The organism is Microcoleus sp. BR0-C5 (genome assembly GCF_036705045.1).
Lineage (GTDB): Bacteria > Cyanobacteriota > Cyanobacteriia > Cyanobacteriales > Microcoleaceae > Microcoleus.
In genome coordinates this window covers 1-25,525 of sequence record NZ_JAUBTR010000005.1, presented here as the reverse complement: position 1 = coordinate 25,525, position 25,525 = coordinate 1, and the positions used below count along the sequence as shown (strand labels likewise).

Annotated in this window: 23 protein-coding genes; 12 read left to right on the top strand and 11 right to left on the bottom strand. The window is 44.8% G+C overall.

The features are described from left to right. Positions 1-47 precede the first annotated feature (47 nt). A complete protein-coding gene (locus QUB08_RS03675; protein WP_333223516.1) occupies positions 48-1,970 on the bottom strand; it encodes a response regulator in 1,923 nt (640 codons plus the stop codon). Positions 1,971-2,167: 197 nt separating this feature from the next. After that, a complete protein-coding gene (locus QUB08_RS03670; protein ID WP_333223515.1) occupies positions 2,168-3,454 on the bottom strand; it encodes a chemotaxis protein in 1,287 nt (428 codons plus the stop codon). 222 nt (positions 3,455-3,676) lie between these two features. Between QUB08_RS03670 and QUB08_RS03665 the strand changes: the two genes are divergently transcribed. From QUB08_RS03665 to QUB08_RS03650, 4 genes are all read left to right on the top strand, one after another. Beyond that, on the top strand, positions 3,677-3,949 hold the full coding sequence (locus tag QUB08_RS03665; protein WP_333223514.1) for a hypothetical protein: 273 nt from the start codon (positions 3,677-3,679) through the stop codon (positions 3,947-3,949). A 113-nt stretch (positions 3,950-4,062) separates the two neighbouring features. After that, a complete protein-coding gene (locus QUB08_RS03660) occupies positions 4,063-6,612 on the top strand; it encodes an ATP-binding protein (RefSeq protein ID WP_333223513.1) in 2,550 nt (849 codons plus the stop codon). 348 nt (positions 6,613-6,960) lie between these two features. Beyond that, complete coding sequence (locus QUB08_RS03655) at positions 6,961-7,287, top strand: four helix bundle protein (protein WP_333223512.1); 327 nt, start codon at positions 6,961-6,963, stop codon at positions 7,285-7,287. 24 nt (positions 7,288-7,311) lie between these two features. Beyond that, positions 7,312-8,028, top strand: coding sequence for an N-acetylmannosamine-6-phosphate 2-epimerase (locus QUB08_RS03650; RefSeq protein WP_445300882.1), 717 nt, complete (start codon positions 7,312-7,314; stop codon positions 8,026-8,028). 302 nt (positions 8,029-8,330) lie between these two features. Here the strand turns inward: QUB08_RS03650 and QUB08_RS03645 are convergent, their stop codons facing one another. Continuing rightward, positions 8,331-8,690 carry a phage holin family protein gene (locus QUB08_RS03645; RefSeq protein WP_333052282.1) on the bottom strand — a complete coding sequence of 120 codons (360 nt, stop codon included), beginning with the start codon at positions 8,688-8,690 and terminating at the stop codon, positions 8,331-8,333. Between the two features lie 224 nt (positions 8,691-8,914). On the opposite strand from QUB08_RS03645, the gene mrdA reads away from it, so the two are divergent. Next, positions 8,915-10,729 carry a penicillin-binding protein 2 gene (gene mrdA / locus QUB08_RS03640; protein ID WP_333223511.1) on the top strand — a complete coding sequence of 605 codons (1,815 nt, stop codon included), beginning with the start codon at positions 8,915-8,917 and terminating at the stop codon, positions 10,727-10,729. A 92-nt stretch (positions 10,730-10,821) separates the two neighbouring features. On the opposite strand, the gene QUB08_RS03635 is transcribed toward mrdA, so the two are convergent. Beyond that, on the bottom strand, positions 10,822-11,583 hold the full coding sequence (locus tag QUB08_RS03635) for a Uma2 family endonuclease (RefSeq protein ID WP_333223510.1): 762 nt from the start codon (positions 11,581-11,583) through the stop codon (positions 10,822-10,824). A 181-nt stretch (positions 11,584-11,764) separates the two neighbouring features. Further along, entirely contained in the window at positions 11,765-12,799 is a 1,035-nt protein-coding gene (locus QUB08_RS03630; protein ID WP_333223509.1) for a hypothetical protein, read from the bottom strand. A 102-nt stretch (positions 12,800-12,901) separates the two neighbouring features. Here QUB08_RS03630 and QUB08_RS03625 point away from each other — a divergent pair, with 102 nt between their 5' ends. Both QUB08_RS03625 and QUB08_RS03620 read left to right on the top strand, forming a co-directional pair. After that, positions 12,902-13,837 carry a metallophosphoesterase gene (locus tag QUB08_RS03625; protein WP_333223508.1) on the top strand — a complete coding sequence of 312 codons (936 nt, stop codon included), beginning with the start codon at positions 12,902-12,904 and terminating at the stop codon, positions 13,835-13,837. A 27-nt stretch (positions 13,838-13,864) separates the two neighbouring features. After that, a complete protein-coding gene (locus QUB08_RS03620) occupies positions 13,865-14,347 on the top strand; it encodes a PD-(D/E)XK nuclease superfamily protein (RefSeq protein WP_333223507.1) in 483 nt (160 codons plus the stop codon). 222 nt (positions 14,348-14,569) lie between these two features. Here the strand turns inward: QUB08_RS03620 and QUB08_RS03615 are convergent, their stop codons facing one another. Further along, entirely contained in the window at positions 14,570-15,445 is an 876-nt protein-coding gene (locus tag QUB08_RS03615; RefSeq protein ID WP_333223506.1) for a DNA adenine methylase, read from the bottom strand. 277 nt (positions 15,446-15,722) lie between these two features. Between QUB08_RS03615 and QUB08_RS03610 the strand changes: the two genes are divergently transcribed. Continuing rightward, positions 15,723-15,926 carry a DUF751 family protein gene (locus QUB08_RS03610; RefSeq protein ID WP_190657763.1) on the top strand — a complete coding sequence of 68 codons (204 nt, stop codon included), beginning with the start codon at positions 15,723-15,725 and terminating at the stop codon, positions 15,924-15,926. Between the two features lie 344 nt (positions 15,927-16,270). Next, a complete protein-coding gene (locus QUB08_RS03605) occupies positions 16,271-16,663 on the top strand; it encodes a PadR family transcriptional regulator (RefSeq protein ID WP_333139606.1) in 393 nt (130 codons plus the stop codon). Positions 16,664-16,831: 168 nt separating this feature from the next. Here QUB08_RS03605 and QUB08_RS03600 read toward each other — a convergent pair whose 3' ends face one another. Next, the gene (locus QUB08_RS03600; RefSeq protein WP_333223505.1) at positions 16,832-18,022 is read right to left on the bottom strand and encodes a transposase; all 1,191 of its coding nucleotides are present in this window, start codon (positions 18,020-18,022) and stop codon (positions 16,832-16,834) included. Positions 18,023-18,321: 299 nt separating this feature from the next. Between QUB08_RS03600 and QUB08_RS03595 the strand changes: the two genes are divergently transcribed. Beyond that, positions 18,322-18,855: a cofactor assembly of complex C subunit B gene (locus QUB08_RS03595; RefSeq protein ID WP_333223504.1), complete on the top strand. Its 534-nt coding sequence runs from the start codon at positions 18,322-18,324 to the stop codon at positions 18,853-18,855. Between the two features lie 380 nt (positions 18,856-19,235). On the opposite strand, the gene QUB08_RS03590 is transcribed toward QUB08_RS03595, so the two are convergent. Both QUB08_RS03590 and QUB08_RS03585 read right to left on the bottom strand, forming a co-directional pair. Then, on the bottom strand, positions 19,236-19,559 hold the full coding sequence (locus QUB08_RS03590; RefSeq protein ID WP_006635576.1) for a DUF3155 domain-containing protein: 324 nt from the start codon (positions 19,557-19,559) through the stop codon (positions 19,236-19,238). Between the two features lie 106 nt (positions 19,560-19,665). Further along, entirely contained in the window at positions 19,666-19,833 is a 168-nt protein-coding gene (locus QUB08_RS03585; RefSeq protein WP_333223503.1) for a hypothetical protein, read from the bottom strand. Between the two features lie 121 nt (positions 19,834-19,954). Between QUB08_RS03585 and QUB08_RS03580 the strand changes: the two genes are divergently transcribed. After that, entirely contained in the window at positions 19,955-21,337 is a 1,383-nt protein-coding gene (locus QUB08_RS03580) for an ATP-binding protein (protein ID WP_333223502.1), read from the top strand. Between the two features lie 28 nt (positions 21,338-21,365). Next, a complete protein-coding gene (locus tag QUB08_RS03575) occupies positions 21,366-22,058 on the top strand; it encodes a hypothetical protein (protein WP_333223501.1) in 693 nt (230 codons plus the stop codon). A gap of 749 nt (positions 22,059-22,807) precedes the next feature. Here QUB08_RS03575 and QUB08_RS03570 read toward each other — a convergent pair. Together QUB08_RS03570 and QUB08_RS03565 are read right to left on the bottom strand one after the other, a co-directional pair. Continuing rightward, entirely contained in the window at positions 22,808-24,340 is a 1,533-nt protein-coding gene (locus QUB08_RS03570) for an ATP-binding protein (protein WP_333223500.1), read from the bottom strand. A gap of 170 nt (positions 24,341-24,510) precedes the next feature. Next, a partial coding sequence (locus tag QUB08_RS03565) for a GAF domain-containing sensor histidine kinase (RefSeq protein ID WP_333223499.1) occupies positions 24,511-25,525 on the bottom strand: 1,015 nt, incomplete at its 5' end.

The following is a 25,525-nucleotide window of genomic DNA, read 5'->3' as shown; positions in this document are numbered from 1 at the left end:
TCATTCCCTGTACTTCAATTCTTTAATTCTTTAAATCTAAAATGGGATTAGCGCTGTGCCTGAGCCAGTCTGTTTCTGAGTTGAGTCCGCTCCAAACGATTCAGGAGGCGAGCAATTAATTCCGGTTTGACGATCGGCTTGTTAACGTAGTCGTCAGCACCTGCAACAAACATTTGGCGCACTATTTCCGACTCGGAATGAGCCGTCAGAAATAGCACTGGGAGCTTGCTCCAGCGCAAATCGTTGCGAACTGCCAAACACAGCTCGATACCGCTGTAACCGGGCATCTCCACATCTAAAATTAGCAAATCCGGACAAGTTGTTTCGAGTACCTCCCAGAACTTTTCGGGCTCATCCAATGTTGTTACTTGAAATCCCCAAGGTTGTAGAATCACTTGCAGTGCAGCCAATAGATGCACGTCATCGTCTACCACCATAACTTTAGCTTCAGCAGGGCCAGTCTGGTCGAGTAGTTGGGCGACTGCTTTGAGTATATCTGCTGGGGGGATAGATTTGTGTAAAAAGCCCGAAGCTCCCAAACGAGCAACTTCTATTCGATCGCTCAATTGATTGTGTCCGCTAAAAACCATCACCGGAATTTCGGGCTTTTCACTGCGGAGTTCGGCTAAGAGAGAAAGTCCGTTTTCCTGAGATCTGGAAAATGTCAAATCCAGCAAAATCGCGTCGGGAGGCTGTTGAGAAATCGCATTTCTTGCCGCTTGCACAGAGTTGGCAACTTCTATCTGGAAGCCGGAACCGGATGCTACTGTTTTCAGTTGATCGCTCCCAAAAGTATCATCATCAACAATCAGCATTCGGCGCGTTTGGGAAACAGCAGGAACCAAATCGCCTTCTGGTTCGGGCGACGGGTGATCGAATATCTGTTTGAGCTGATGCAGAAATCCCTCAATCTGCTGAGCCGTCCCCGGTTTCAAGATGTTTTCAGCCTTGAACAAATGTTCTATCTGCCGCGCAACTTCCGAACCTTTTGGCAGGCCTAACGTTCCCAAAGAACCGACTAATTTGTGAGCTTGGGTCTGGGCGGCCTCGCGCAGTTGGCCCTCCAAGCTTCCGTTTTTCAGTTGAGCGATCGCGAACTCGAATATCGCCACCTTTTCTATAAAATTAGCTTTTAAATTTCCCCGCATTTGGGCAATCGCATTCAAGACTTTGAGACGGCGCTCATCTTTGTTTAATTCCGGGCTCGACCCGCTGGATTCAGTAGATAAAGTCTCTTGAGTTGTAGCAGTTTCTGCTGTTTCCTGCCCAACTTGTTGGCTCTCAATCTCCTCCGGCAGACTTTTGAGCCGATAGCCCAATCCGTACACGGTTTCCACTAAATCTACAGTCATCCCGGCTGCTTTCAGCTTCTGCCGCAGCCCCTTGATGTGAGCGGTAACGGCTTCTTCTTGAGGAAATTCGCCGGCCGACCAAATGCGATCGAGGATGGCGCTGCGACTGAAAATGCGCCGAGGATTTCTCAGGAAAAGTTCTAGCAAATTGTACTCTTTGGGAGTCAAGTGCAGCACTTTTTCGGCATAAGTTACTTCCGTAGTGTCCGGGTTGACTTGCAGTTTTTCCCAGGTCAAATTTGTACTTGACAAAGTTGCCTTACCCCGGCGCAGCAAAGCCCGAATTCGAGCGATTAATTCTTCGAGATTAAAGGGTTTGACCACATAATCGTCTGCACCCGCCTCTAAACCTTGGACTCGATCGTTGCTGCTATCTAGCGCTGTCAGCAGTAAAATCGGCATTTGGCAGCCAGACGCTCGCAATTTTCGACACAAACTAATACCGTCGAGTTTAGGAATCAGCACATCCAAAACAATCATGTCGTAATCGTATGCCTGCACCAAATGTAACGCTGTTTCACCGTCTGCTGCCGCATTCACATTGTAATTGTGAGAGTTCAGCGCTTGAGTCAGCAAACTGACTGTAACTGTGTCATCTTCTACCAGCAGGATTTTCATAAACGTCACCTGTCCTTCCAACTATTATTGGAACTTTTTATCTGTGGGGCTAATTAAATAGCCTTTTTACAACTTAGTTTAAAAATTCCCCACCTTCAGTATAACAATCATTATTCTGCAAATAGAATAATTTACAATTATTCTATTTATTTTAGTTCTTTTCCTCTCGAAATATTTCCTTAAATTCTGGCTAGATTTTATGGCTTTTTGGACTTCAGCGCCTGCTGAATTTTTTGAATCAGATATTGCGAGGAATCTTGATGTTTAACTAAGTCTTCCAGCTCGGAAACCGCTACTTCAGCGTGTTCTATCTCTCGAACTAAAGAATCAGCGGTAACACTGTTTATAACTCCCAAAGGTTCTTTGATAACGGTCTGTGAAGTGAAATCTTTTTCCGCTATTAATTCCTCCAACTCTAACAGGGCCATTTCTGCGCGATCGATCTTGATAGTCACGGATTTAGCCACATTAGCACCCGCTCTTGCTGCCTCCGTGAGTTCGTGAACTCGAAGTTTAAACCGGCTGGCAATTTGCTCCATTTGAGTCCCCAATTCAAAAGTTTTACTTGCCAGTCTGCCAATTTCTAGACTCACTTTGCTCAGACCGCTGGGCTGACTTCCCATTTGATTGGTAACTACAGCCACCTGTACTGCTAAATGCCTGACTTGTTCGATCGCCTCCCGGATGGTTCGGGAAGTGCGGTTAACCGTTTCTAAATCATTAGCTATTGCTTTGCCCACGCCCAAAATTTTATCTGTATTGTTGCAAATAGAATTAGCACCTTGAAAAGTAGCTTGAAATGCTTGGCGACCTTCCGAAGAAATCAGTTTCGCAATCCTCACAAATCGCTGATTCATTTGAGCAATTTCTTCAGCTTGTTTTACCAGTGCCACTTGCTGGAAACTGGGATGGGTCTGCAACTTTTCTGTTTGACGTTGTTGGATTTTTAAAAGCTCATTACATTCGTGAACCTTAGCCTGTTCTTGTTGAAGTAGCGCCAAATACTTATGTCTTTCTACTCGGTATTTTTGAATAACCTTGTTAGCTTGCGCTAAAAGTTTTGACTGGGCAATCACCAGAGTGTGAACGTCCAAAAGGCGGTGGCTCTGGTCTTCCATTACCACAATAATCGGTTCATAAATCAAGTCTTTGTGCCTGTTGAAAGACGCTTGGACAGCATCGTCAACTTTCCAGTTTTCCGAAAGCAGCAAAGGCGGAATTCTAATAAAATCTAACAAGGCTCGAATCGGGTGTGACCCGTAAAGTTCTAGGCGATCGGGAAAACTCATTTTCTCTCGAAATTTGACGCGAGAAATCATGCCCAATACCTGTGATTCATGAGTAATAATGACTCCCGGCAGGTCGGGTTCTTGCTCAAATCTTTCAGCCACTACCTGTCCTAGAGTTGCAGCGCTCACTTGGAAGTCGTGACACGGCAGATGTCCGATCGTGAAATCGGGGGTGAGTTGAGTTGGATTGCTCATTTACCCGGATAGTGTTAAGTACAAGTTAACAAATTATATATTAATATTATACTGGAATAAGATTGTTGAAAGTAGTCAACGACCCAGCACCGAAGTGACTGGGCTTCGCGCCTAAAACTTCATTTTCAGTTGACCAGCCTGACAGTAATGACACCAAGCGGATACGTAGCTAGTCCCCTGTTCTGTCGTTAAGGGTTAAACATTTTTATTTGGGTTAAGGACGTGCCATTAGCCGAACAAGCTCAGAAAACAAAGGCGCGTGCTAACTTCACCCCAGCAATGGGAGTAAAATTGCTTAGTTTCAATCAACAACCCGGTTCACAAACACGAGCAGAAGCGATCGATTATACAGCCGTATCCCTTCCCCCCGTTTCCTCCTACCGCTTTCGCGCTCGTAAAGGGCAGGAGCGCGGGTCACTCGCCCAGAAGAAAGATGACAACTATAGCGAGAAATTAGCTCTGTGGCTCCGGGGCCTTCTATTACCTACTTTCTGACTACTGTCATCTCAAGTCTGTTGGATCGGCCGCGCCTGTTGTGCCCCAGGTTCCGTCCTCACCACAGGGGCATTCATATTTTGTTCTTTAAAACAACCGGGAAAATATCTAGATTGAAACCAAAAACCTTAAATCGGACTTTGCCACTAGCAACCTTTGAGGCTGCTTACCAGTTGTTACAGCAAATGGCTGAAATTCCAGGGGCGATTTGGCTCACCGACGATGCGATCGCTGATTCTCAAAATCTGGAAAATTCGTCGGAAAGGTTTGCAGCAGTGGTATCAGAGCATTTTAGCGCGCTGCTGCGGGGCAATCTATTAGATGAGTTCGCAACAAACGGACACAACCACAGCGAAAAAAATCTCCATTCGCAATTGAATGTGCAGTTGACTTTCGACCCGGGGGCGATCGCCAATTTCCTGTCTCCCCTCGCAGACAAACTCGCAGAAATAAAGCCCGCACCTTCGTGGAAAATTGACATTCGCGCCCTCAAACAAGGAATTAAAAATATACAGCCCAACTCGGCCGTTCTTCAAAGCGAATTCACCCTAAATTTGCTGGATATTCTTGCTGCCAATGCCAGCCAAAATAATCGCCTCCCCCTACACAGCCAAACAGAAATAGAGGGAAAATCAGCGCCCAAAGTTATAGCTCCAGAAACGCTACAAAGCCAGATTGCTGAAGCCGTCAATCAATTACAAATTGCCAGTCCCTGCATTTCATTTTGTCAGCCAGTAGAAGATGCTTTGCAGCAGCAGCTTGAACAAGAGCGACTTTTGAATCAGGTGACAACTCAAATCCGCCAGAGTTTGGAATTGCCTGTCATTTTGTCAAAAGCAGTCGAGCAAGTGCGAGAGTTTTTGGAGGTCGATCGCCTGTTAATTTATCAATTTGAAAAAGTGCCAGCGTCGCACAATGGCGAGTTAGCTAAAGAAATACCTGCAGCGGTTTCTGGGTCTGGCGAAATCCCAGAAAAATCCGGGTCTTACTTGTATTTAGGCCGCGTTACCTACGAAGCTTTAGCCAATGATGGTATCTCGTCTGTACTAAATTTTAGTGAAGACGCGCAGTGTTTTACCAATGGAGTCATTGACCGAGAAAAATATCGCAAAGGTTTGGCTTTGTGCGTCGCGGATGTGGAAACAACTTACTCTTCGCAGCCTTGTTTTTTAGAGTTGATGCGGCGGGCGAAGGTACGGGCAAAGTTGCTAGTGCCGATCGTGGTTCAAGACGACTTGTGGGGGCTGCTAATTGCCCACCAGTGTACTTTTCGCGAGTGGGAAGAAAGCAAAAAAACATTTTTGCGACAAATAGCAGAACATTTGGCGATCGCCATTTACCAAGCCGAACTTTATGCACAAGTCCAGCAGCAAAAGCGCACCTCAGAACAGCGCGTAATAGAACGCACGCGAGAACTGCGCGATGCACTGGTTGCCGCCCAGTCTGCCAGCCTCGCCAAGAGCGAGTTTTTGGCAGCTATGAGCCACGAATTGCGGACTCCTCTCACTTGCGTCATCGGCATTTCCGACACACTGCTGCGGTGGTCTTACGGCAAAGTTGGCAGTAAAGAAGTGCCAGTGCAAAAGCAGCGGCAGTACCTGCAAACTATCCGAGACAGCGGCGACCACCTATTAGAATTAATTAACGATATTTTAGATTTATCGCAAGTAGAAGCGGGAAAAGCTGTATTAAAAATTAGTGAATTTTCACTTTCTAAATTAGCTTCTCAGAGCCTGCACGCCCTCAAAGAAAAAGCTGCGGCTAAAGGCGTGGAACTGCTGCAAGAACAGCGGATAAAACAAGAGTGTGATCGCTTCATCGCTGACCCGCGCCGCTTGAGACAAATTCTCTTCAATCTTTTAGGAAATGCGATTAAGTTTACTCCCAAAGGCGGGCGAGTCATCCTGCGAGTTTGGGTGACAGAAGATAAAAATAGAACGCCTGCTGTGCGACAACCTGGTACTGCACCTGCTGGCAGTACCGCTGTTTTTCAAATCAAAGATACCGGAATTGGAATTCCCGAAAATCAGCGATCGTTGTTGTTTCAAAAATTCCAGCAGTTGGATTCCCCCTACCGCCGCGAATACGGCGGCACCGGTCTGGGATTGGCTTTAACTAAACAGTTAGTAGAGCTTCACGGCGGCGCGATCGAAGTTAACTCTACAGTTGATGTCGGCTCTACTTTTACCGTTTTTATACCCATCCAAACTCTAACCAAAGATGAATCCACAAAATTTAAATATGAAAAATCGAATTCATCTTTACCGCTGCATTCTTCCTCATTGCGGGGCAGCCTCGTGCTCGTCGAAGAAGATGAAGAAACTGCCATGCTGATTTGCGATATCCTGACAGTCGCAGGAATGCAAGTGGTGTGGATGATTGAAGGTTCGGCGGCGGTGGAACAAATTGAACTTTTGCAACCGAATGCTGTGATTGTCGATATGCGTTTGCCCGGTATGAATGGCTGCGAAATAATTCACCAACTGCGTCAAAAAGCCGCTACTGAAAATATCAAAATTCTGGCTTTAAGCGCTAAGGAGATTCCCGCAGATGAGATATCTTCGGTGACGGCGGGAGCTAACGATTGTTTGGCTAAACCGATTCACCCTGAGCAATTGCTTGACAAAATTATTTCTTTAATGGCCGGGATTGGTAATGGGTAATTGGGAATTGGGCATGGCATGGGGCATGGGGCATGGGGCATTTAATATATATAATTGAGTTTTTGAGGTAATTATGGGAAGACCTGATTTTGAGTAATTAGGATCGCGAATTAAATAACTTACAATTTTAATTCTTATTGTGGGATGGGCGGGACGCCCATCCCACAAACTTGTGGAAGTTATTTAATTCTCATTCCTTAGAGGTTTATATAGCAATCCTAAATCATTCAGATAAATTTGTAGGGGTAGTGCTACCCCTACTCCCCGTGCCTACCCCTATCTATCGGGGCAACCACGGGGGGGATTGCCCCTACAATAATTACGCAAATCATTTAGGATTGCTATAAGTTGGCGGAAAGTTGGGCGAATGAGATTTGGAAGATTGTAAAAAAATGGGATTACTTCACCAAAGATACGATGGGCAAACAGATAGTTCGGTCTGCTGATAGTGTCTGTGCTAATATGGCTGAAGGCAGAGGTCGTTATAATGACCAAGATAATCGGCGTTTTGTAAAAATTGCTAGAGGCTCTTTGTACGAAACAGTAAACTGGTTAAGATTAGCCAATGCTAGACAACTTATCACAAGCGAAGAAGTAAGCAAATTTAAACCAATTGTCGATAAAATACTACCAAAACTTAATGCTTATTTGAACTCAATAGGGCACAGGGAATAAATTACAAAAAAAGCCCGATGCCCGATGCCCAATTCCCAATTCCCAATTCCCAATTCCCAATTCCCCATGATTAATTGTCAAATTCCTACAGGATTAATTGTTTCTTGTCAAGCACCTGCTGATTCGCCGCTGCACGATCCGATCGTAATTGCGGCAATGGCTCGAACCGCCATCAATCGAGGTGCATCGGGCGTGCGGATTGACACTCCGGCTCACATTGCAGCGGTGCGAAAACAGATATCCGCTCCCATAATTGGGATTTGGAAGCAGCAATTGCCGGGATGCGAGATTTACATTACTCCTCGGTTTGAAGACGCGCGGGCGATCGCCGCTGCCGGAGCCGATATTATCGCCGTTGACGCTACTCTGAGAAACCGTCCTGTCGGCGAAGATTTAAAGACGTTAATCGCGCAAATTCACAGCGAATTGGGCAAATTAGTGATGGCGGATGTAGATACAATAGAAGCTGCTATCGCGGCTGCCCAAGCTGGCGCAGATACTGTAGCCACTACTCTTTTTGGCTACACTCCCCAGACGGAAAATTTCTCGCCGCCCGGATTTGATTTGCTTGCGGAAATGGTAGAAAAGCTTAAGGTTCCGGTTATCTGCGAAGGCGGGATCGCGGGGCCGGAAATGGCAAAAAAAGCATTGGACTTAGGAGCGGTGGCTGTTGTTGTGGGGACAGATATTACTGGGATTGATATTAAAGTGACAGCCTATAAGTCGCTGATGGGGAAGTAAGAAGGAAGAAGGAAGAAGGAAGAAGGAAGAAGGAATAGGGAATAGGGAAGATGGGAGAAGGGAGAAGGGGGGAGAAAGATTCGGCGAGAGAAATCGCTTGTAGGCAAAGGAAACGCGCAAGGTAAGGGTGGGAAATATCGGGCGATTTCCATCGCCCTTTATCAGGGGAAGTTGCTAAGGAATGAGAATTAAATAACTTCCACTCTTGAAAGTGGGATGGGCGTCCCGCCCCTCCAAAAAGGACGGGCGGGACGCCCCTCCCACAAAAACAATTAAAATTGTAAGTTATTTAATTCGCGTTCCTAAATCAGTGCGCCGTTGATAAAGCTGCTAACTACAGCCAAGGCGATCGCCCCCAGTACCGCGCTCCAAAGGCCCATCCGCAAACTAAATCCTTCAACTAACTTCGCAGCCGAGGCAAAAACTATCACGTTCATGACAAAAGCAAACGCGCCGGAAAGCAATCCCAGCGTCAGTAGGTTCGGCACGAAAAAAACTGCTTTCAGAATTGGCAAAATTAAAACATTCAACATTCCCAAAACCGCAGCGGAAATTACTGCTTTCGGTGTGCTGTCAATTTCTACGCCGATCGGCAGTTGAGAAATCAGTAGCAAGCTGCTACCCGTCACCAGCCAAGCAATCAAAAAATCGATCGGTTCCACAGCGCCCCTACCTCCTTAACAGTTGAATTGTCAGAAAAACCTGATATTTAACATACATCTTGTATACCTTAATTAAACAATCCGGCTGATTCGTCTGCCAATCGACAGAATTTATGTCTGTTACTAAAGAGTGAGAAGTTATAATCCCTGTAATCATCTGCCCAATCATCCGGATGGGGCCCGTATCAACCTGTTAGTTGAATAAAAAGAGCAGATTAATTAATATGGCTGGCGATTTTTCTTTTAACTCTAAAATCCGATTCGACAAAAATGGCTTGGACAATGCTTCACGGCAACGCAGCCGATCGCTCCAAGTTATGGTTTTTATGCTGCTCGTCACTACCTTGGTGACGCTACCAATATTTCGTCTAGCCGAACTGCAACTGGTACAGGGAGCCTACAACCGACAGCGGGCGGAAAATAACCGCATTCGCCCTGTTTCAGTCGCAGCCAATCGCGGTCAAATTTTAGACCGCAACGGCAAAATTTTTGCGGCCAGCCGCGTATCTCGATCGGTCTATGTGTGGCCAAAAGAGCGATCGGCCAAGGAGTGGCAAGAGATCGCCGCTACACTGGGCCCGATCGTCAAACTTCCCGCGGCCGAAATTGTCAAAAAAATCGATGCAGTTGGCTACAGATCAGCCCTGCCAGTGCGAATTAGTAAGGATATCGATGTCGGTACTTTCGTCGCGTTGGGGGAACAAGCTAATACTTTGCGGGGAGTTGAAATTCGCGTTGAATCGAGCCGAGACAATCCCAACCAGCAATTAGCAGCTCACCTTTTGGGATACGTCGGCGAAGCTAGTTTAGATCAATTAAAAGCTAATCCTGCATATCCGATGGGAATGATCGTCGGTCAAATGGGAGTTGAAAAATTAGCCAATTCAACTTTAGAGGGCGTTTGGGGAAACCGTTTAATCGAGGTAAATGCTAAGGGCGAGGAAATCCAAGATTTAGGTGTAAAAGACCCTATTCCCGGCAAACCCGTGCAGCTAACTTTAGATTTAGATATGCAGAAAACTGCCGAAAAAGCTTTGGGCGATCGCCTGGGTGCAGTTGTGGCGATCGACGTAAAAACCGGAGCTCTTTTAACAATGGCTAGTTGGCCGACATTTGACCCCAATATTTTCACCCGCAAGGTAAGTCAAAAAGAATGGGATCGACTGCAAGGGCCAGACAAACCATTTTTAAATCGAGCCGTTCAAGGCTATCCAGTCGGCAGCACTTTTAAGATTGTAACTTCTGTAGCCGGGATGGAGTCGGGCAAGTTTTCTCCTGACTCGACTTTGGTAAGTTCTGCTTCAATTAACATCGGGGGAATTTCCTTTAACGAACACGGCGCCGGTTACGGCGTTATCGGTTTCCGCGATGCTTTAGCCTACAGCAGCAATACGTTTTTCTATCAAGTAGGTATGACTGCAGGGCCGGAAGAAATGGCGAAATGGGCTAAAAAAATGGGCATTGGCGGTACTATTAATTTAGATCTTTTGGGGATAGACGGCGCCAATCACGGTCAAGTTCCGATCCCAGCAGAGAAACAGAAAATGTATGGGGAAGATTGGTATGTTGGCGATACAGTAACAATGGCGATCGGTCAGGGTTTGGTACTTTGTACTCCCCTAGAATTGGCTGTGATGGTGTCAACTATTGCCAATGGCGGTTCGCGAGTGCAGCCCCATTTGTTGGCTTCTCAAACCAATACGCCTATTACTCAAAAAATTTCAACAGGTATTAAGCCGGCAACTTTAAATGTCATTAAACAAGGATTGATTGAGGTGGTGAAAAAAGGTACAGGTCGCGGCTTGAATGATGGTACTATTCCTTTAAGTGCGGGCAAAACTGGAACGGTGGAAATGCCCGGTCATCCTGACAATTCTATGTATGTGGGTTTTGCTCCTGCTGACAAACCTGAAGTTGCGATCGCAGTTATCGTTGAAGGCGGCGGATATGGTGCAGTATCGGCGGCACCAATTGCTCTAGACGTATTTAGAACCTATTTTCAAAAGCAGGGTTTTAAACCTACTAATAAGCCTCTCTAGTCATTAGTTAATAGTTGACTGTTGACTGTTCTCACTTTGTCCCATACTTCGATCGCACTATTCTTGATATCTTGGAAAAGTGCGATCGATGTTCAAAAGTTTTCCCCTACCAATCGTCTCACTTCCACGGTCGATAAATTCATCATTTGCGCCACCTGTTCCACACTCATTCCAGAATTTAAGAGTTGAGTTACGAGCTGGCGCAATGTTGACTCCGCTGCCAGTCGTGCTTGTTGCTCGGCCAGTCGTCCCAGGTTTTCTTCCTTGTGAGTCTTCAAAAACTCATCGGTTTCAGGAACTCTAAACCTCAATTCTCCTGAAATTATATGCAATTCCAGTCCCAGCACTTCACTGAACAACCACAGCGTATCGAAAGCGATATTGTTGGCAGCAATCGGCTCGTACTGATTGTTTATTAGACGTACTCCCTGTAAAATCGGATTTAGGTAATCTCCCGAGGGATCGTACTGAAAATATTCCCTAACTCCCAAAGCTCGATAAATTTCCGGTTTGGTTTCTTGGTCTTTCGTCTGAGTTGTTTCCGAAGTAATTTCTAACACAAAATCTGGAGTAATTCCCCCTTCTTCCCAAACTTTATAATTATCCCTTTTGCGGTTGGCAACTCCAAACACCACATAAACATCCGGGGCAACAACTGCCTGGTTGTTCCCTTGTTCATAATATATGAAAGAATTGGCTGACACGTAAACATCAGAACGTTCTTGAAAGTAAAGCTTGACAGCTTCAACGCTGTAAGTCATGTAATCGCGCGTGATGTCGCTTTCAGCCATCGGCTCTCCGTCGCTGCTGGGATATTCAATTTCTAGTTGTTCGACTTGAGTTAAAATTGTCATTTTTCAATTTTCCTCAAAGTTAATTAATTTAATGGGAGCATTCTGTCGGGTTTGAGAAAGTTTCAATATCCTCAAAAAAATTAACAGCGGCAAGGTGTGCACTGCACACCTACATAATTAGGTGCTGCGTCCTGGACTGTAAGGCTGTTAAGATGGTGTACAGATACAGACTCTTTAAATTCTAATTAATCCCTCTGTCTAAAATAATCATTTCCGAACCAACTACCGGACTTCTAGCTATTAACTTGCCTTCCATATTCGCAATTTCTAACTTGCTGAAATCGAGTGAGTTAGCCTCCTTCCACATCTTCGTTGCTAGTTGATTTTGCTCAAGTTCGCTGAGTTTGTACCAATCTTCAGCGACTTTTACCGTCAAAATGCTGCTGGCAAAATTAGCTTGAACAGACTCAACTAAACCGCCGCCCAGTCGATTCTTAATCTCAGTAACTTGATTTTGAATCGCAGCAATCAGAGACTGTTCGGGCGTCAGCGGTGGCGGTGGGATAATTTCTACTGGTTGGGGTTTTTCCGGCGCCACTAAATCGGGCAACTTGCTTTTGAATTTAGCAGAGATTGGCTCAGACGGTACGATCGCCTCTGGGGATTTTGGCGTTCCCGATGCCATAAAATCATCAAATGTTGGCGACGACTGCTGCGCTGCTGGCAAAGGCACTTTTGCTACTTTCTCCGACGGTTTTGCTGAGAAACTGTTGAAAGTTAAACCGACTACAACGATCAGAATTGCTGCTAGGGCGGCGTTTAAAATTGGATCGGACAGCTTCTGGTTCGTAGATGGTGGCAGTAGCGATCGCACTAGCCGCACAATACTTTGCCAAAGTACACCGACTTTTTCTAAAAAACTCCCGCCCGTGGGTTTTGATACAGACTTTTTCTCGGATTTTACCGCAACTTTTGGCGGGGGAACGCTGTTAACTTCCGCAGCAACAGTGGGAGGAGTTCCTGTTGCTGAGTCAGTTACTGTGGGCGCGATCGGCTTTTGGACCTGCAACGGTGGTTCTGCTGGTAATTTTTTCCCCGCTTTTCCCAAATTCTGAATCGAGGCAATCAAAGCTTTGATTTTCTGATTTTTGGGAACGCCACTGCTGGCATTTTGAGTTTTGCCGCCAGTGGGGGCAGACGAAGCCGGCGAGTCAACCTGCGGTTTGGGAGATTGAGACGGTTCTGGAGTTGGTTGGTTTAGTTGTTCTTCTGACATTTTCTCTGCCTTGGGGCGTTGCAAATATATCTAAACGCGATAAATTTTAGTTGAGCCATCTCAGCCTTAATTTATCATTTCATTAGTTGTAACTGAATCCAAATGAGCATCAAACGTCGTCACTTTCTAATTTTAGGCAGTCTCAGCAGCTTAGGTTTGGCCGGAGTGTGGAAAATGCTTCAGCTTCGGACTTCCTGGGGTACAGACGCCAATGCTGCTGTACCTTCTAACGTTGAGGCAGAAAGGGCGATCGTCCCTTTGCCGGCCTCACCGCCTATTTTACGCTTTATTTCGGTAGCCGACACCGGTACCGGGGCTGAAGGTCAGTATGCTGTGGCTGAGGCGATGGCCCAATATCACCGCGAAAACCCTTTTAATGTTGCTGTTCTCGCCGGCGACAATATCTACAATAACGGCGAAATTGAAAAAATCAATGCTGTTTTCGAGCGACCTTATCAGCCATTATTACAGCAAGGTGTAAAATTTTATGCTTGTCTGGGAAATCACGATATCCGCACTGCTAACGGCGATCCGCAAGTTAAATATGCGGGTTTTAATATGCAAGGTCGCTACTATACTTTTCGCCGCGATTCCGTACAGTTTTTTGCTTTAGATACCAATAACAATGCGGATTGGAAAAATCAGCTTGTGTGGCTGGAAAAAGAGTTGAGTCAGAGCACCGCACCTTGGAAAGTTGTGTTCGGCCACCACCCGATTTATTCCTCTGGCGTCTACGGATCGAATCAATCTTTTATTAAGACTTTCGCGCCTTTGTTTCAAAAGTACGGCGTGCAGCTTTATATCAACGGACACGAGCATAGTTACGAACGCACTCGCTCGATTAACGGTACGACTTATTTAATTTGCGGTGCCGGCGGTGGCACTCGTCCGGTGAATCGTTCTGAGTGGACGGAGTATTCTGCTAGCCGCCTGAGTTTTGCGACGTTTGATGTCTATGAAGACCGGATGTTTGTCAGTTCTATTGGTACTGACAAACGGGTTTTTGACAGAGGGGTGATTCAAGTGCGATCGGCTTAATTCAGATTATATTCAGGAGCCAACAAAATGAATAGGGGTTGTAGAGCCAATAAAACTGGTTTTGTTTTAGAAACAACTGTAGAAGGTACGTTGAGAGGCCACGGATATCTCGAAATATGTCCCCAGTTGCCGAAAAAGCGCAAGCGAGATTGGCTCTTAATCTCTACTGAAAATCCCAAGCGATATGCTAAACAGGTTTATATCGGGTCTAGCATTTATGAAACTGAAATAAATGTCGATTTTTATATTGTTGGTTGCGGTTTATTTCCTCTGGGTCTAATTGTTGAGTGCAAGTGGCAAGAAGACAAAGGTTCAGTAGACGAGAAGTATCCTTACCTCAATTTAAATATTAAAAATTGCTATCGGGTTCCTACTATTGTTATAGTGGGTGGTGACGGTATGAGGCAAGGTTCGATCGACTGGTTTAAAAAACAAATTCCTGACAATGAAAATCTGTTGGCAGTTCAAAAGCTCGAAGGTTTTATTACCTGGGCTAACAAATATCTGTAACAGAAATTACGGAACTTTGCCGCGTCTGGGTAAACTACGCATTGCTCCTACAAAATATGCTTAGGATTGCGAATTAAATAATTTACACTCTTGAAAGTGGGGAGTAGGGGTTGGGCACTCTTAGCCCGCCCTTTCTGGACGGGCGGGACGCCCATCCCACAAGAACGCATTGTAAGTTATTTAATTCTCATTCCTTAATTAGAGACTTGGCTTAAATAAGATTTAAAATAAACGTATTAATAATTCTTTGATTTTTCCGCGTTTGAAACTATTAGAGTTAATTCCCCTAGATGCTGATATTTCAATGAGTTTTGGCAGAGATTTATTTGGGAACACTTGAGTATCGCTGTAGATTTTTTCGATAAAATCGCAGTTTGAATTAGACAGCATAACTTTCACGCCCCGTTCTGCAAGTTCTGCAAAAATATCTCTCAGTTTAAGCTGTTCCGATTCTTTGAAATTATCCCGGCTGTAAGTCGTGAAGTTACTGGTGGCACTGATTGGATAATAAGGCGGGTCAAAATAAACAAAGTCTTCGCTGCTGGTAGCAAAATCCAAAATTTCATCGAATTTTCTGACTTCAATTTGAGCGGGCGCGAGTAAAGATGAGACCGATCGCAGTAAATCTGCTTGACAAATGTTAGGGTTTTTGTATCGACCTATGGGAACATTAAATTCACCTTTTGAATTTTCTCTGTAGAGGCCGTTGTAACAAGTTTTATTTAGGTAAATCAGGCGTGCTGCTTTTTCTGTATCTGTTTTGTAGGAGCGCGATCGCACCGAGTAATAATAATCTTTATTGTCCTTGGTATGTTCTAACTGATGCTCCTCTAAAAGTAGAATCAGCTCCTCAACTTTATCCCTGACACAGCGATAAGCATTAATCAACTCAGGATTAATATCTGTTAAAACAGCTTGCAAACCAGGGTGCTGCTGTGCTAAGTAAAAAAATACAGCTCCGCCACCCAAAAAAGGCTCGTAGTAAGTGGTGAACTTTTCAGGAAAATAAGGTTGATATTGTCCAATCAACCTAGTTTTGCCTCCTGCCCATTTCAGAAACGGACGTGGCAAGACGAAAGAAGGTGCGGAAGCAGACATTTATCTAGAAATAACGGCCCTATAATATTTATCACAACTAGAACTCAATAGAAATACTTCAGAAGTTGTCACCGGACTTAGCATTCCGGCATTAAACAGACAGTGCCGGAGCGATCGGCGAAAAGTTTTCGTTAGAATTATATATGTCAGCCTCGCCGGCAAAAATGCCCGATCGCCCGATCGGCAGATTTAGCTCCGGCTGTGCCAAAATTGTCTAACTCGCTCACAAGTGTTACCAGTCAAAGATCGTGCTGTGACACTTTACCCCACCAAGCCAATGCAAGATTTTATTAATAACGTCTCTCGCTACCCGCGCTTTTTCATTACGATATGTCTGGGAATTTTCTTTTTCCTGTTCGAGCGACTCAAACCCCTGCTCGATCGACCGGCAACTGCGATCGCCCTGATTAGTTCGATTGTAGCGACTTTTGTCTTTCTAACTTTTACACTGCGGGCTATGTTAGGCCTGAGTTCGGTTTAAAGCCTGCGCTTGAACGCAAACATCAACGGCAAATTCAGTTAACACACTAATTCCCAAAGTAACTGCCAACTCTTGCAGGCGATCGCACACTTGACAATAGTCGCTGCGATAGATTGGAAGAGGAAAAAAATTGTGCTAGTTACGCCCGCGTTGCTCAACCAAGGCGCAGGCAAACATTACCCAAGTGCAGGACAAGCCTTTGGGACCATCAACATTCACTGGGGAAATACTGCACCTCTGTTTCCCCGGTGTCCCACTTAATCATTAGGAAGCGGCACACCCCGCCCCGCTTTCCTCTCCCGTTAACCTGACGGTATCACGAGAGTTTCCAGCGGACAAGACAGATGAAGTTTGAACATATCTATCAATTTTTTCAAGACCCCCCTCCTGTTTATCTAAACAAGGAACTAGCGGTGTGTTACATTCTCTCCGTGTTATTGCGCGGAGATTCCTACGGTACAGAACTGATTGGCCAACTAGAGAGGGAATTCCCCATCTACCGACTTTCTGATACCGTTCTCTACAGCGCTCTGAAATTCCTCGAAGATGAAGCCGTAATCACCGGTTACTGGAAAAAAGTAGAAGGACGTGGCCGCCCCCGTCGGATGTATCAAATCCTCCCTGAGTGGCGGCACCAAGCTCAAGACCTCGCTCGTCTCTGGCATGAGTACATTGGTCAGGGAAACGGCGCGTCAGAGCGTCGTTCCCGCGCCTTAGAAACTGGTCAGACGGGTTAACCGAGTTGGAATCGGATGCCTAAACCCTGGAGATGCTGGCGCTACTTGCAAAGCGATTTGCCTGATTGCCTTCGCTTTGCTCGATCGCCCGCCGCACACCGATTAAAGCAGCTACACTACTTGACAACTCCCTGTCCTAAAGGAGCAGGGATTCTTGGTTCATTGGGACTACTCACGTAGCTTGCCCTCCCCAAAATTCACTGCGATTTGCCCAACCGCTGTATATCCACGCTGCAACACCACTTGCGCGGCTGCAACATCTCGATTCGTTTCATAGCCACAGGTTTGACATCTATGTACCCGTTCGGATAGTTCTTTTTTGCCTGTATGAGTTTGACATAAGGGACAAGTTTGACTTGTTCCGTTGGGGTCTACTTTTGCGAAGTATGCACCTCGCTTAAAGCAAACATGACCCAAGATATTCAGGAACTGACCAAACCCTGCATCAAGCGTGTGCTTGCTCAGCATTCCGGCTGACATTGCTTTGAGGTTCAAGTCCTCAGCAAATACTGTTTGGGCTGCGTTGCATAAATGATGTGCAGTCTTGAAATGAAAGTCTTTGCGACTGTTCGAGATGTATTCGTGGTGCTTCGCTATTTGGTGATGAATTTGACGAAACTTTCTAGAGCCTTTTTTCTTACGCTTGAGTTGACGTTGCAGCAATTTCAGCTTGCGTTGTCCATCCACAAAGAATCTAGGTCTATCAATCAATTCACCATCAGAAGTGGCCAAAAAATGTTTTAACCCTAAATCAATCCCTAATCCATGTCCTGAAGGTGAGGCTTGAGGTACTTTGATATCACATTGCAAAGTGAGCATGACATAGTAGCCAGAAGCCCTCTTAACAACGCGAATTTGCTTGACCTCAAACCCTTGAGGGATTGGACGTGACAGGTGGATTTTTACGGGGCCAATCTTGGGTAGGTTGACCCAATCGGCATCATCAAACCGTTTAACGGATTCTAGATTCAATTGAGGGAACACAAATGAGCGCATCCGCTTTTTGAATCTAGGAAAACCGTGTCCTCGTTCCCACATCGCCACAAACGCTGCCTCTAGTTGGCGCAACGCGTGCTGCAAGACATGGGTGTGAGGCAATTTCAACTCAGGAATTAACTTCTTTGCTTGGGCTAATGATTTGCATTGGCCCGCAAAGGTTGGACGCGGTGCATCAGCAGGGATCATGTATTCCTGTTTAATGCTGCACGAGTTGATATCACACTTACGAGAATTGACCCAATCTTTTCGTTCTCGCAATGCAAAGTTGTAGACCTTGCGGCAAATATTGAGCCACAGGTCGAAAGTTTGGCGTTGCGTATCGGTAGGAATGAGCTTGTACTCGTAGGTGAGATTTAACATACAATCATTGTAGAGCAAGTCTGAACAAACAGCACTGCATTTATTCAAAATCCTCTTCGGAGAAATTCAGAACTGAAAGTCCCCCTAGAAGGGGGAGGCTTGTACCCATTTCTCTGGTCACTTGAGAATTAGCGACGATGGGGAGATAGGGGAATTGGGTGATGGAGAGCAAAACGCCTTGCAGAAGAAGCTTTCTGCGAATCTTGGTAAAAAAGTGTCTGCGTAAGTCCTCGATCGCTTTTTTATGTAAAGTTCTGTAAAGTAATAGTAGATAATTTCAATTACACAAACTTCTACCGATGGATACTGCTGTTCTTCCTTCTACCTTTGTGCTGACGCTACTGTTGGCTGTTGGCTTGTTTTTCTTCATCAAGGCTTCAGTCAAAGATCGAATCGAACAAGTCAAGCTGGCTTCCGAGAGCGCCCAAGAGTCACTGTTAACCGAGTTACAACAGTATTTTGCCCAGAGAGCTTACCGAGTTGCAGCCGTCGATGCCCCCAACTATAAAGTCACGTTTGAGGGTTTTGTGCGGCCGAGTTGGTTTCTAGCTATTTTTCTAACTCTGCTGAGTGCAGGCGGCGCTCTGTGCTTGGGACTGGTTTTGGGAATGCTGGTTCCTCAGCAGGGTCAAATTTTCCTAGCTTTGGTACTGCTGTCCCCGCTGGCGGGTGTATTTTACTGGAAAAAAGCTGGACGCTCTGAGCAAGTCTCCCTCAAACTCGAATCAGTTGCTGAGTCGGGAAGCCAAACCAAGAGCTTTGTTACTGTCAGAGCTCACCGCGATGAACTAGCAGCCATGCAAAAAGCTTTAGATTTGAAACCGATCGATTAAAAGTTTGACGCGGAACGTTTTTTGATATGCTAGATGCCGTAGTTAGACTTCTAGCTGACAAACCGATAACTCAAGAGCGGCTTTCTCGTTGATAAACCCGTGGCTGTTTTTTTGATCCACTTGTTCGATCGACAAATTCGATCTACAAATTCGATCGACCAAACAGTCAATCAAAAAAAACCATTATCGTGAAAGTGCCAATTGTGGCGATCGCCCTTGGGCTGCGATCACGCCTGTTGCGATGGCTCCTTATACCCTAATTTCTAAGGACTTTTCGCAGAAATTTCAGTTGGCACTCTCCAGACAATGAGAACTCTCGCGCTTTTGTTAAAAAACTTAGAAAAACATTGCTGTCAATGTTTAGAGCTAAACATTTTGAGCTATGCGCGGCTGGCTGACACCACAGGAATTTTTTCTGTGGTAGCTTCCAACATCACCTTTAAGCTGGGAAACAAGAAATGGTTTTCTTCTACGTATTGGGCTCCAAATAAACCTTTTTCAGCCCAGAAGTATCTGTCAGTGGTATGCTCGTTACGCTTGACTAACAGCAAAGCTGGGGGAGCAATGCCTTCGGCATGGATGAACTTGCGAGCCGCTGTTACGGGTTTATCTTCGCCGCTCTCGATGCTATATTGAGGCACACACTCTAAAATTCTGCGTCCTTCTTGTCGGCGGCGACTCTTGCGTTTGCGTCTCCTGGCCAATTTCTTTACCTCCTCTGTGAGCAGACAGTATGAGCAGACAGGTTGTAATGATAGCTACCAAATCCGAGGCCAGTATATCCGTTCTAGCTCAAAAAATCAACTGTTTTTAATATATCGACATAATCTTAACATTCGTGCCGATCAACAAAAGTGTAGCTGTTGTGGTATGGTTGGCCGCAAGTTCCGGCAAGAGCCAAGCTTGGGGATCGGTGGAAGCGACGCGAACGGGGATGCGGGGCAATTGGGGTTCATGAAAGCCCCATGCCCTCAACATAGCTGCCTTCTATCAAAGGGAATAAATCTGAAATCGAGAAGTCTCTCATCAGTAATCGGCCGCCGATCATTTGTAATTTACTTAGAATTCCGTTAGATATCTTAATGTGGCGCTCATGTTAATGCCAGCGAGTTCAGAATTTGTCAAACTTTGCCGTTCGCAGGTGGCCATCGCCGTTAGTTTGGGAGCGAAATTCAGCGCGGTATACCTGACACAAGAGTTGGTAGAAGGCAGCGAAGCAAAGTTGGTGCCGATCGCAGTTTACCCAGAAACCTCAGCCGAATCGGAAGAAAATCAGGGGTTGAGGTTGCAATATCCCGAAAGCTCGACAGTAAAACCAGTGCCGCGACTGTTAGCGCCGCCGGTTCTGGCGGAAGAATCAAGGGTAGGGGCGATCGCACCAGAGCGACTTCCGGGCAAGGATCGCAGTTCCCATCAGTGCCAAGGCCCGGAGAATGTGTGGCAGCAGGGCAAGCAAATTGTGACGCCTCTGATACACGAGGGAGCTGTAATGGGACTCCTAGTCAGCGGTCGGCAAGACAGGCCTTGGAACGAGCCAGAGGAGGCTCAAATACAACAAATTGCTCGCACCTTAGCCCTAGCCTGCATTTTAGACCAGCGCTCGCAGTGGATGCAGCAGGAATTGGGTACGAGTCGGCAAATCCAGGCTCAGGTTTACGACACGATGCACAATTTGCTGCACCAGTTCAAAAGTCCGCTGACAGCGTTGCGAACTTTTGGCAAGTTGTTAGCGCGGCGGCTGGTACCGGAAGACAAAAACCGCAATGTGGCTTTTAGTATTGTCCGAGAGAGCGATCGGCTGCAAGAGTTGCTGGGCCAGTTCGATCGAACCGTTGACACCGGCGAAGCACATCTAAAACTGCCATCGGGCACTTCAGGAAAAGCAATTTCCAATGTGGAATCAATCCGGCATTCTCCTCTGTCGCTGTCACCTGCGGCCAATTTGAAGGAATCCTGTTTTGTTACAGAAGTATTAAAACCGCTGTTAACTTCCGCCGAGGCGATTGCATCTGAAAGGCATCTGAAATTGCTAGCTGACCTAGAGGCGGATTTGCCACCAGTCGGGGCGAACGATCGAGCTTTGCGCGAGGTTTTGAGCAATTTAATTGACAATGCTTTGAAATATACTCCTGCAGGTCGCCAAATTTATATTAAAGTAAGGTACAAAGCAGCGGATGGCGATCGGGCAGGATACAGTCAATTGCCTGCCATAGCAGTTGCCGTCAGCGACACTGGTTCCGGCATTCCCCCCCAGGATTTAGAGCATTTATTTGAGCGACACTACCGGGGAGAAAAAGCGCAGACAGAAATTCCCGGCACAGGATTGGGTTTGGCGATCGCCCGCGATTTAGTCCGCCAAATGCAAGGAGAAATAGAAGTATTTTCCCCAATCAATCCTGAATGGCTGCCATCGGCGGAAACTCATTTCTATCCAACCGATCGCGGCACTACATTTGTGGTTTGGCTACCGGTGAATAAGTAACGAACTCTATTGCTGGGAGACATTTTTTATGAAGCATCTACCTTTCTTAGATAAAATTCCCAAGTTTTCAAATTCTTTAGAATTTTTCAAAAAACACTTTTTTCCTGTACGGTTTTTAGCTGCTTTTAACATTCTGACTGTTGTGAGTTTGGGCGGGCTGAGCGTATACGCAAAACTCAACAACCAGGGAGACGGAGTTGAACGCCTGTTTAGCGATCCTTTTAATTTCTGGTTCCCTTACGAAGGCATTCTCACCGGAGTTTCCGAAATCCTCTGGTGCATCCCAGTAGCAATTTGTGCATTTACTTTTGGAGTGTTGCGCCAAAAAGAGCCGCGGAGTCGATCGGGGATATTCTTCTTTTTTAGTGCTTTACTACTCGGAGTCTTTTTCCTAGATGACAGGTTTCGGATGACTTTGATTCTTTCTCGGTGGGGAATATCAATCAAATTAATTTATTTCTGTTATGGTAGTGCTGTTTTCCTTTATGGAGTTAAGTTTTGGCGATACATCAAAACCACTCCTTACCTGCCATTAGTCGCAGCATTCCTCTTGTTTGCTATCTCACGGTTTGAGGATATTTTGGAGTCTCAAAGTCTAGGAGTACACGCGATGTTAGAAGATGGCACTAAATTATTAGCTCTTCTGAATTTATCACTGTATTTTTGGCACGTATGTCATCAAGAAGTCTGGTGGCATTTGCGGCAAAGCGAAAATCGTTGATCGCGTCGATGGTATTACAAAAAAAGGCGTTGCTGACTTAGGGTATCACTAAGCAAAGCCGGCGATCGCATACGACCAAAATAATTTCTTTGATTTTGATATGGAATTGAAAGAGCGGCAAATTTTAGATAGTGAATTAAAAATTGAAGGGAATCTCTTAGCAACTTTTGGTCTGAGTGAGAATAACAAATATTGTTTGGTTTCACAGGAGCTAAATAAGGTCTTAATCTTGTATTTTAGCCCTCAAATTTTGTGATCCAGCATATTCCATGTAGATGTAGTACAAAGAAACCGGGTTTCGAGCAACAGAATCAGTAATGATGCGAGAACTCTAAAGAAACCCGGTTTCTAGGGTGCACTTCATAAACGTGGAATACGCTGTATATGGAATATGCTGTATTTTTACGACACAGTTGGTAACGTCTGCGAACAGATTGTTAAAAAATATATGGAAAACCAATACAATTACAACGTATCCCAGCTTTATGAAGTGCAGCTTTAGACACGGCAATGCCATTCCCCTAGGGAGATTGAGCCATCAGGGGTTTACTTCATAAACCTGTAATCTGCTCTAAGTTAGAAGAATGTGAGTAAAGCCGCAGCGCCTATCCCGAACCCAGAAGGGGGGGGACTTGCTGCGGGGAAAAATTCTGTCATAATTCCGATTAATGAGCAATTACCAATTAGCAATTACCCTATTCTCATGCAACTGAAAAACGGTATATGATCAATTCAGCCAGATAAGTTTTCTAGGCATTCGCTACAGCGATCTTAGTGGCTCTACAGATAGTCGGCAGATCAATAATAAACTGCGTTCCCTGCTCTGGCGTAGAAATACACTCCAATTGACCGCAGTGTTTTTCTATCAGAATTTTTCGGCTGATGGACAATCCCATGCCTGTACCTTTTCCTATGGGTTTAGTAGTAAAAAAGGGAGTGAAAACTTTAGCACGAACTGTTTCTGTCATGCCCACACCATTATCAGAAATTGTTACCAGGATGTGGGAAGCCGAGCTAATGTTGTCATGCGAATTGCCGGGTACAACTTCAGTCCGAATCAAAATCTGGGGGTGAAAAACTGCACCATCTTCTCTACTTAGCCGCTCTTCTAAAGCATCTATAGCATTCGCTAAAAGGTTCATAAACACCTGATTGAGCTGACCTGCATAACAGTTCACAAGCGGCAATGCACCATAGTCTTTTATCACATTAATAGCAGGCCGATCAGACTTAGCCTTTAGTCGGTGCTGTAAGATCATCAAAGTGCTATTAATGCCTTCGTGGATATCTACTGATTTAATTTCAGTTTCATCCAACCGCGAAAAATTGCGTAGAGAGTGAACAATATTGCGAATGCGTTCGATCCCTAACTGCATGGAAGAAAGCAATTTTGGTAAATCATCTATGATAAATGGCAACTCTGCATCTTCTATTTCATGGATAATTTCTGCTTCTGGTTGCGGGTAATACTTTTGGTAAAGATTCAACATATTAATGAGTTCTTTAATATAGTCGTTGGCGTGGGAGAGATTGCCGTAAATAAAGTTAACCGGATTGTTGATTTCATGAGCGACACCTGCAACTAATTGACCGAGACTAGACATTTTTTCACTTTGAACTAGCTGTAGTTGTGTTTCTTGGAGTTCTTTGACAAAATGCTCTAAGGCAACAGATTTTTGGTGCTCTTTTTCTTCACTGAGACGGAGTGCTTTCTCTACTTGTTCGCGTCGCTCTATTTCAGACTGCAATTTATGACTTAGAGAAAAACTTCTCAAAGCTGTTAGCATCGTAGTGTATAGCTTTGATGTCGTTAATTCAGTTTTAGTTTTATAGTCATTAATATCGTAATTGATAATAATGCTTTTTTCAGGTACTTGTCCGGGTTGACCCGTGCGTAAAATAATTCGCACTAACTGGTTGCCTAAAAATTCTCGGACATATTTAACAAAGTTTAAGCCAGCATCATCTGTTTCCATAATTACATCAAGTAAGATGATGGCAACATCAGGATTTTCTTGGATTAGCTGTCTAGCTTCACGAGCGGAGTAAGCATTAATGAAGGTTAAAGATTTATTTTCAAAAACAAACTTCCTTAGTGAAATTTCGGTAGCGGTGTGAACTTGAGACTCATCATCTACAACTAAAATTTTCCAGCTTTCACTCAGTTTTTCTTCTGTGGTTTCATCTGCAAACAATATCTCGTCATCCGAGTTCATTACTTCGGCAAAGTATACTGTTTCTGGAGATGGTTGAGTTAAGAAATCGTCAAAATCACTTTTCATTGCTGTACACCTTTATTTTTTACTAATGTTTAGGTTTGAAGTTAGAAAACCTGTTAAGAAAAAGGCAGAAGGGAGAAGAGTTACACAGCAACCTTTTCAGTCATCCTTATTTTACTTTTAATGAGGTAGACTTACTTAGTTATCTTGGCCAAGAAATCGGAATTGGAAATCTACATTGGTGAATCAATTTGCATGGGTAATTTAATAATAAACTTGGTGCCTCTTCCCACCTCACTTAGACATTCAATTTCACCTTTTAGTTTTTGGGTGACTAAATTGTAGACAATATGTAACCCTAACCCACTGCCACCTTGACCACGCTTAGTGGTAAAGAATGGCTCAAAAATTTTACTTAAGTTTTCTGGGGGAATACCTTTACCTTCATCGGCGTATTCAAACCTTAGCCGATTACCTTCTTGCTCCCAATCAAAGATTAGTTCCCCAGAAATCCCTGGTTCGTAGGCATGAATCAGAGAATTGATTAGCAAGTTTGTCACAACTTGGGACAAGGCTCCTGGATAAGAATCTATAGCAATTTTGCTATCTCCCTTAATTTTAAGCGAATGTTGGCTATTTTTCAACTTTGGTTTTAATTGTAATAAAATTTCATCAAGATAAGGTCTGATCTGGAAAGTACGTCGTTCTTCGCTAGAGCGATCTACTGCTACTTGCTTAAAGCTTTGAATCAAGGCTGCCGCCCGATCTAGGTTAATTAGAAGGGCTTTACTGCTTTGACTAGCAATATCGACAAACTCTTCTAAATCCGATCGCTTCATTTTGCCACTTTTATAAATAGATGCAAATTCTGTGGTATTTTCTGCCAAAGCTGAAGCAACCGTGACACCCACTCCGATGGGAGTATTAATTTCATGGGCAACACCAGCAACTAATCCTCCCAGAGATGCCATTTTTTCAGATTCGACTAGCTGTGTTTGGGTGGCTTTTAAAGCCTCTAGGGTGTTCGATAATTGTTGAGTCCGATCGCTCACTAATTGCTCTAAGTTTTGATTAAACTCCTGTAAATTTTTGTAAAGTTGAGCATTATCAATAGAAATAGCAATTTGGGAAGATAAAAGTTTTAACAATTCTAGGCGATCAGTAGTAAAAGCCCCTTCAGTCAGGTTATTTTCCAAATAAAGAAGGCCAGTCAGCTTACCTTGGTGTAGCAGAGGAGTACAAAGAATA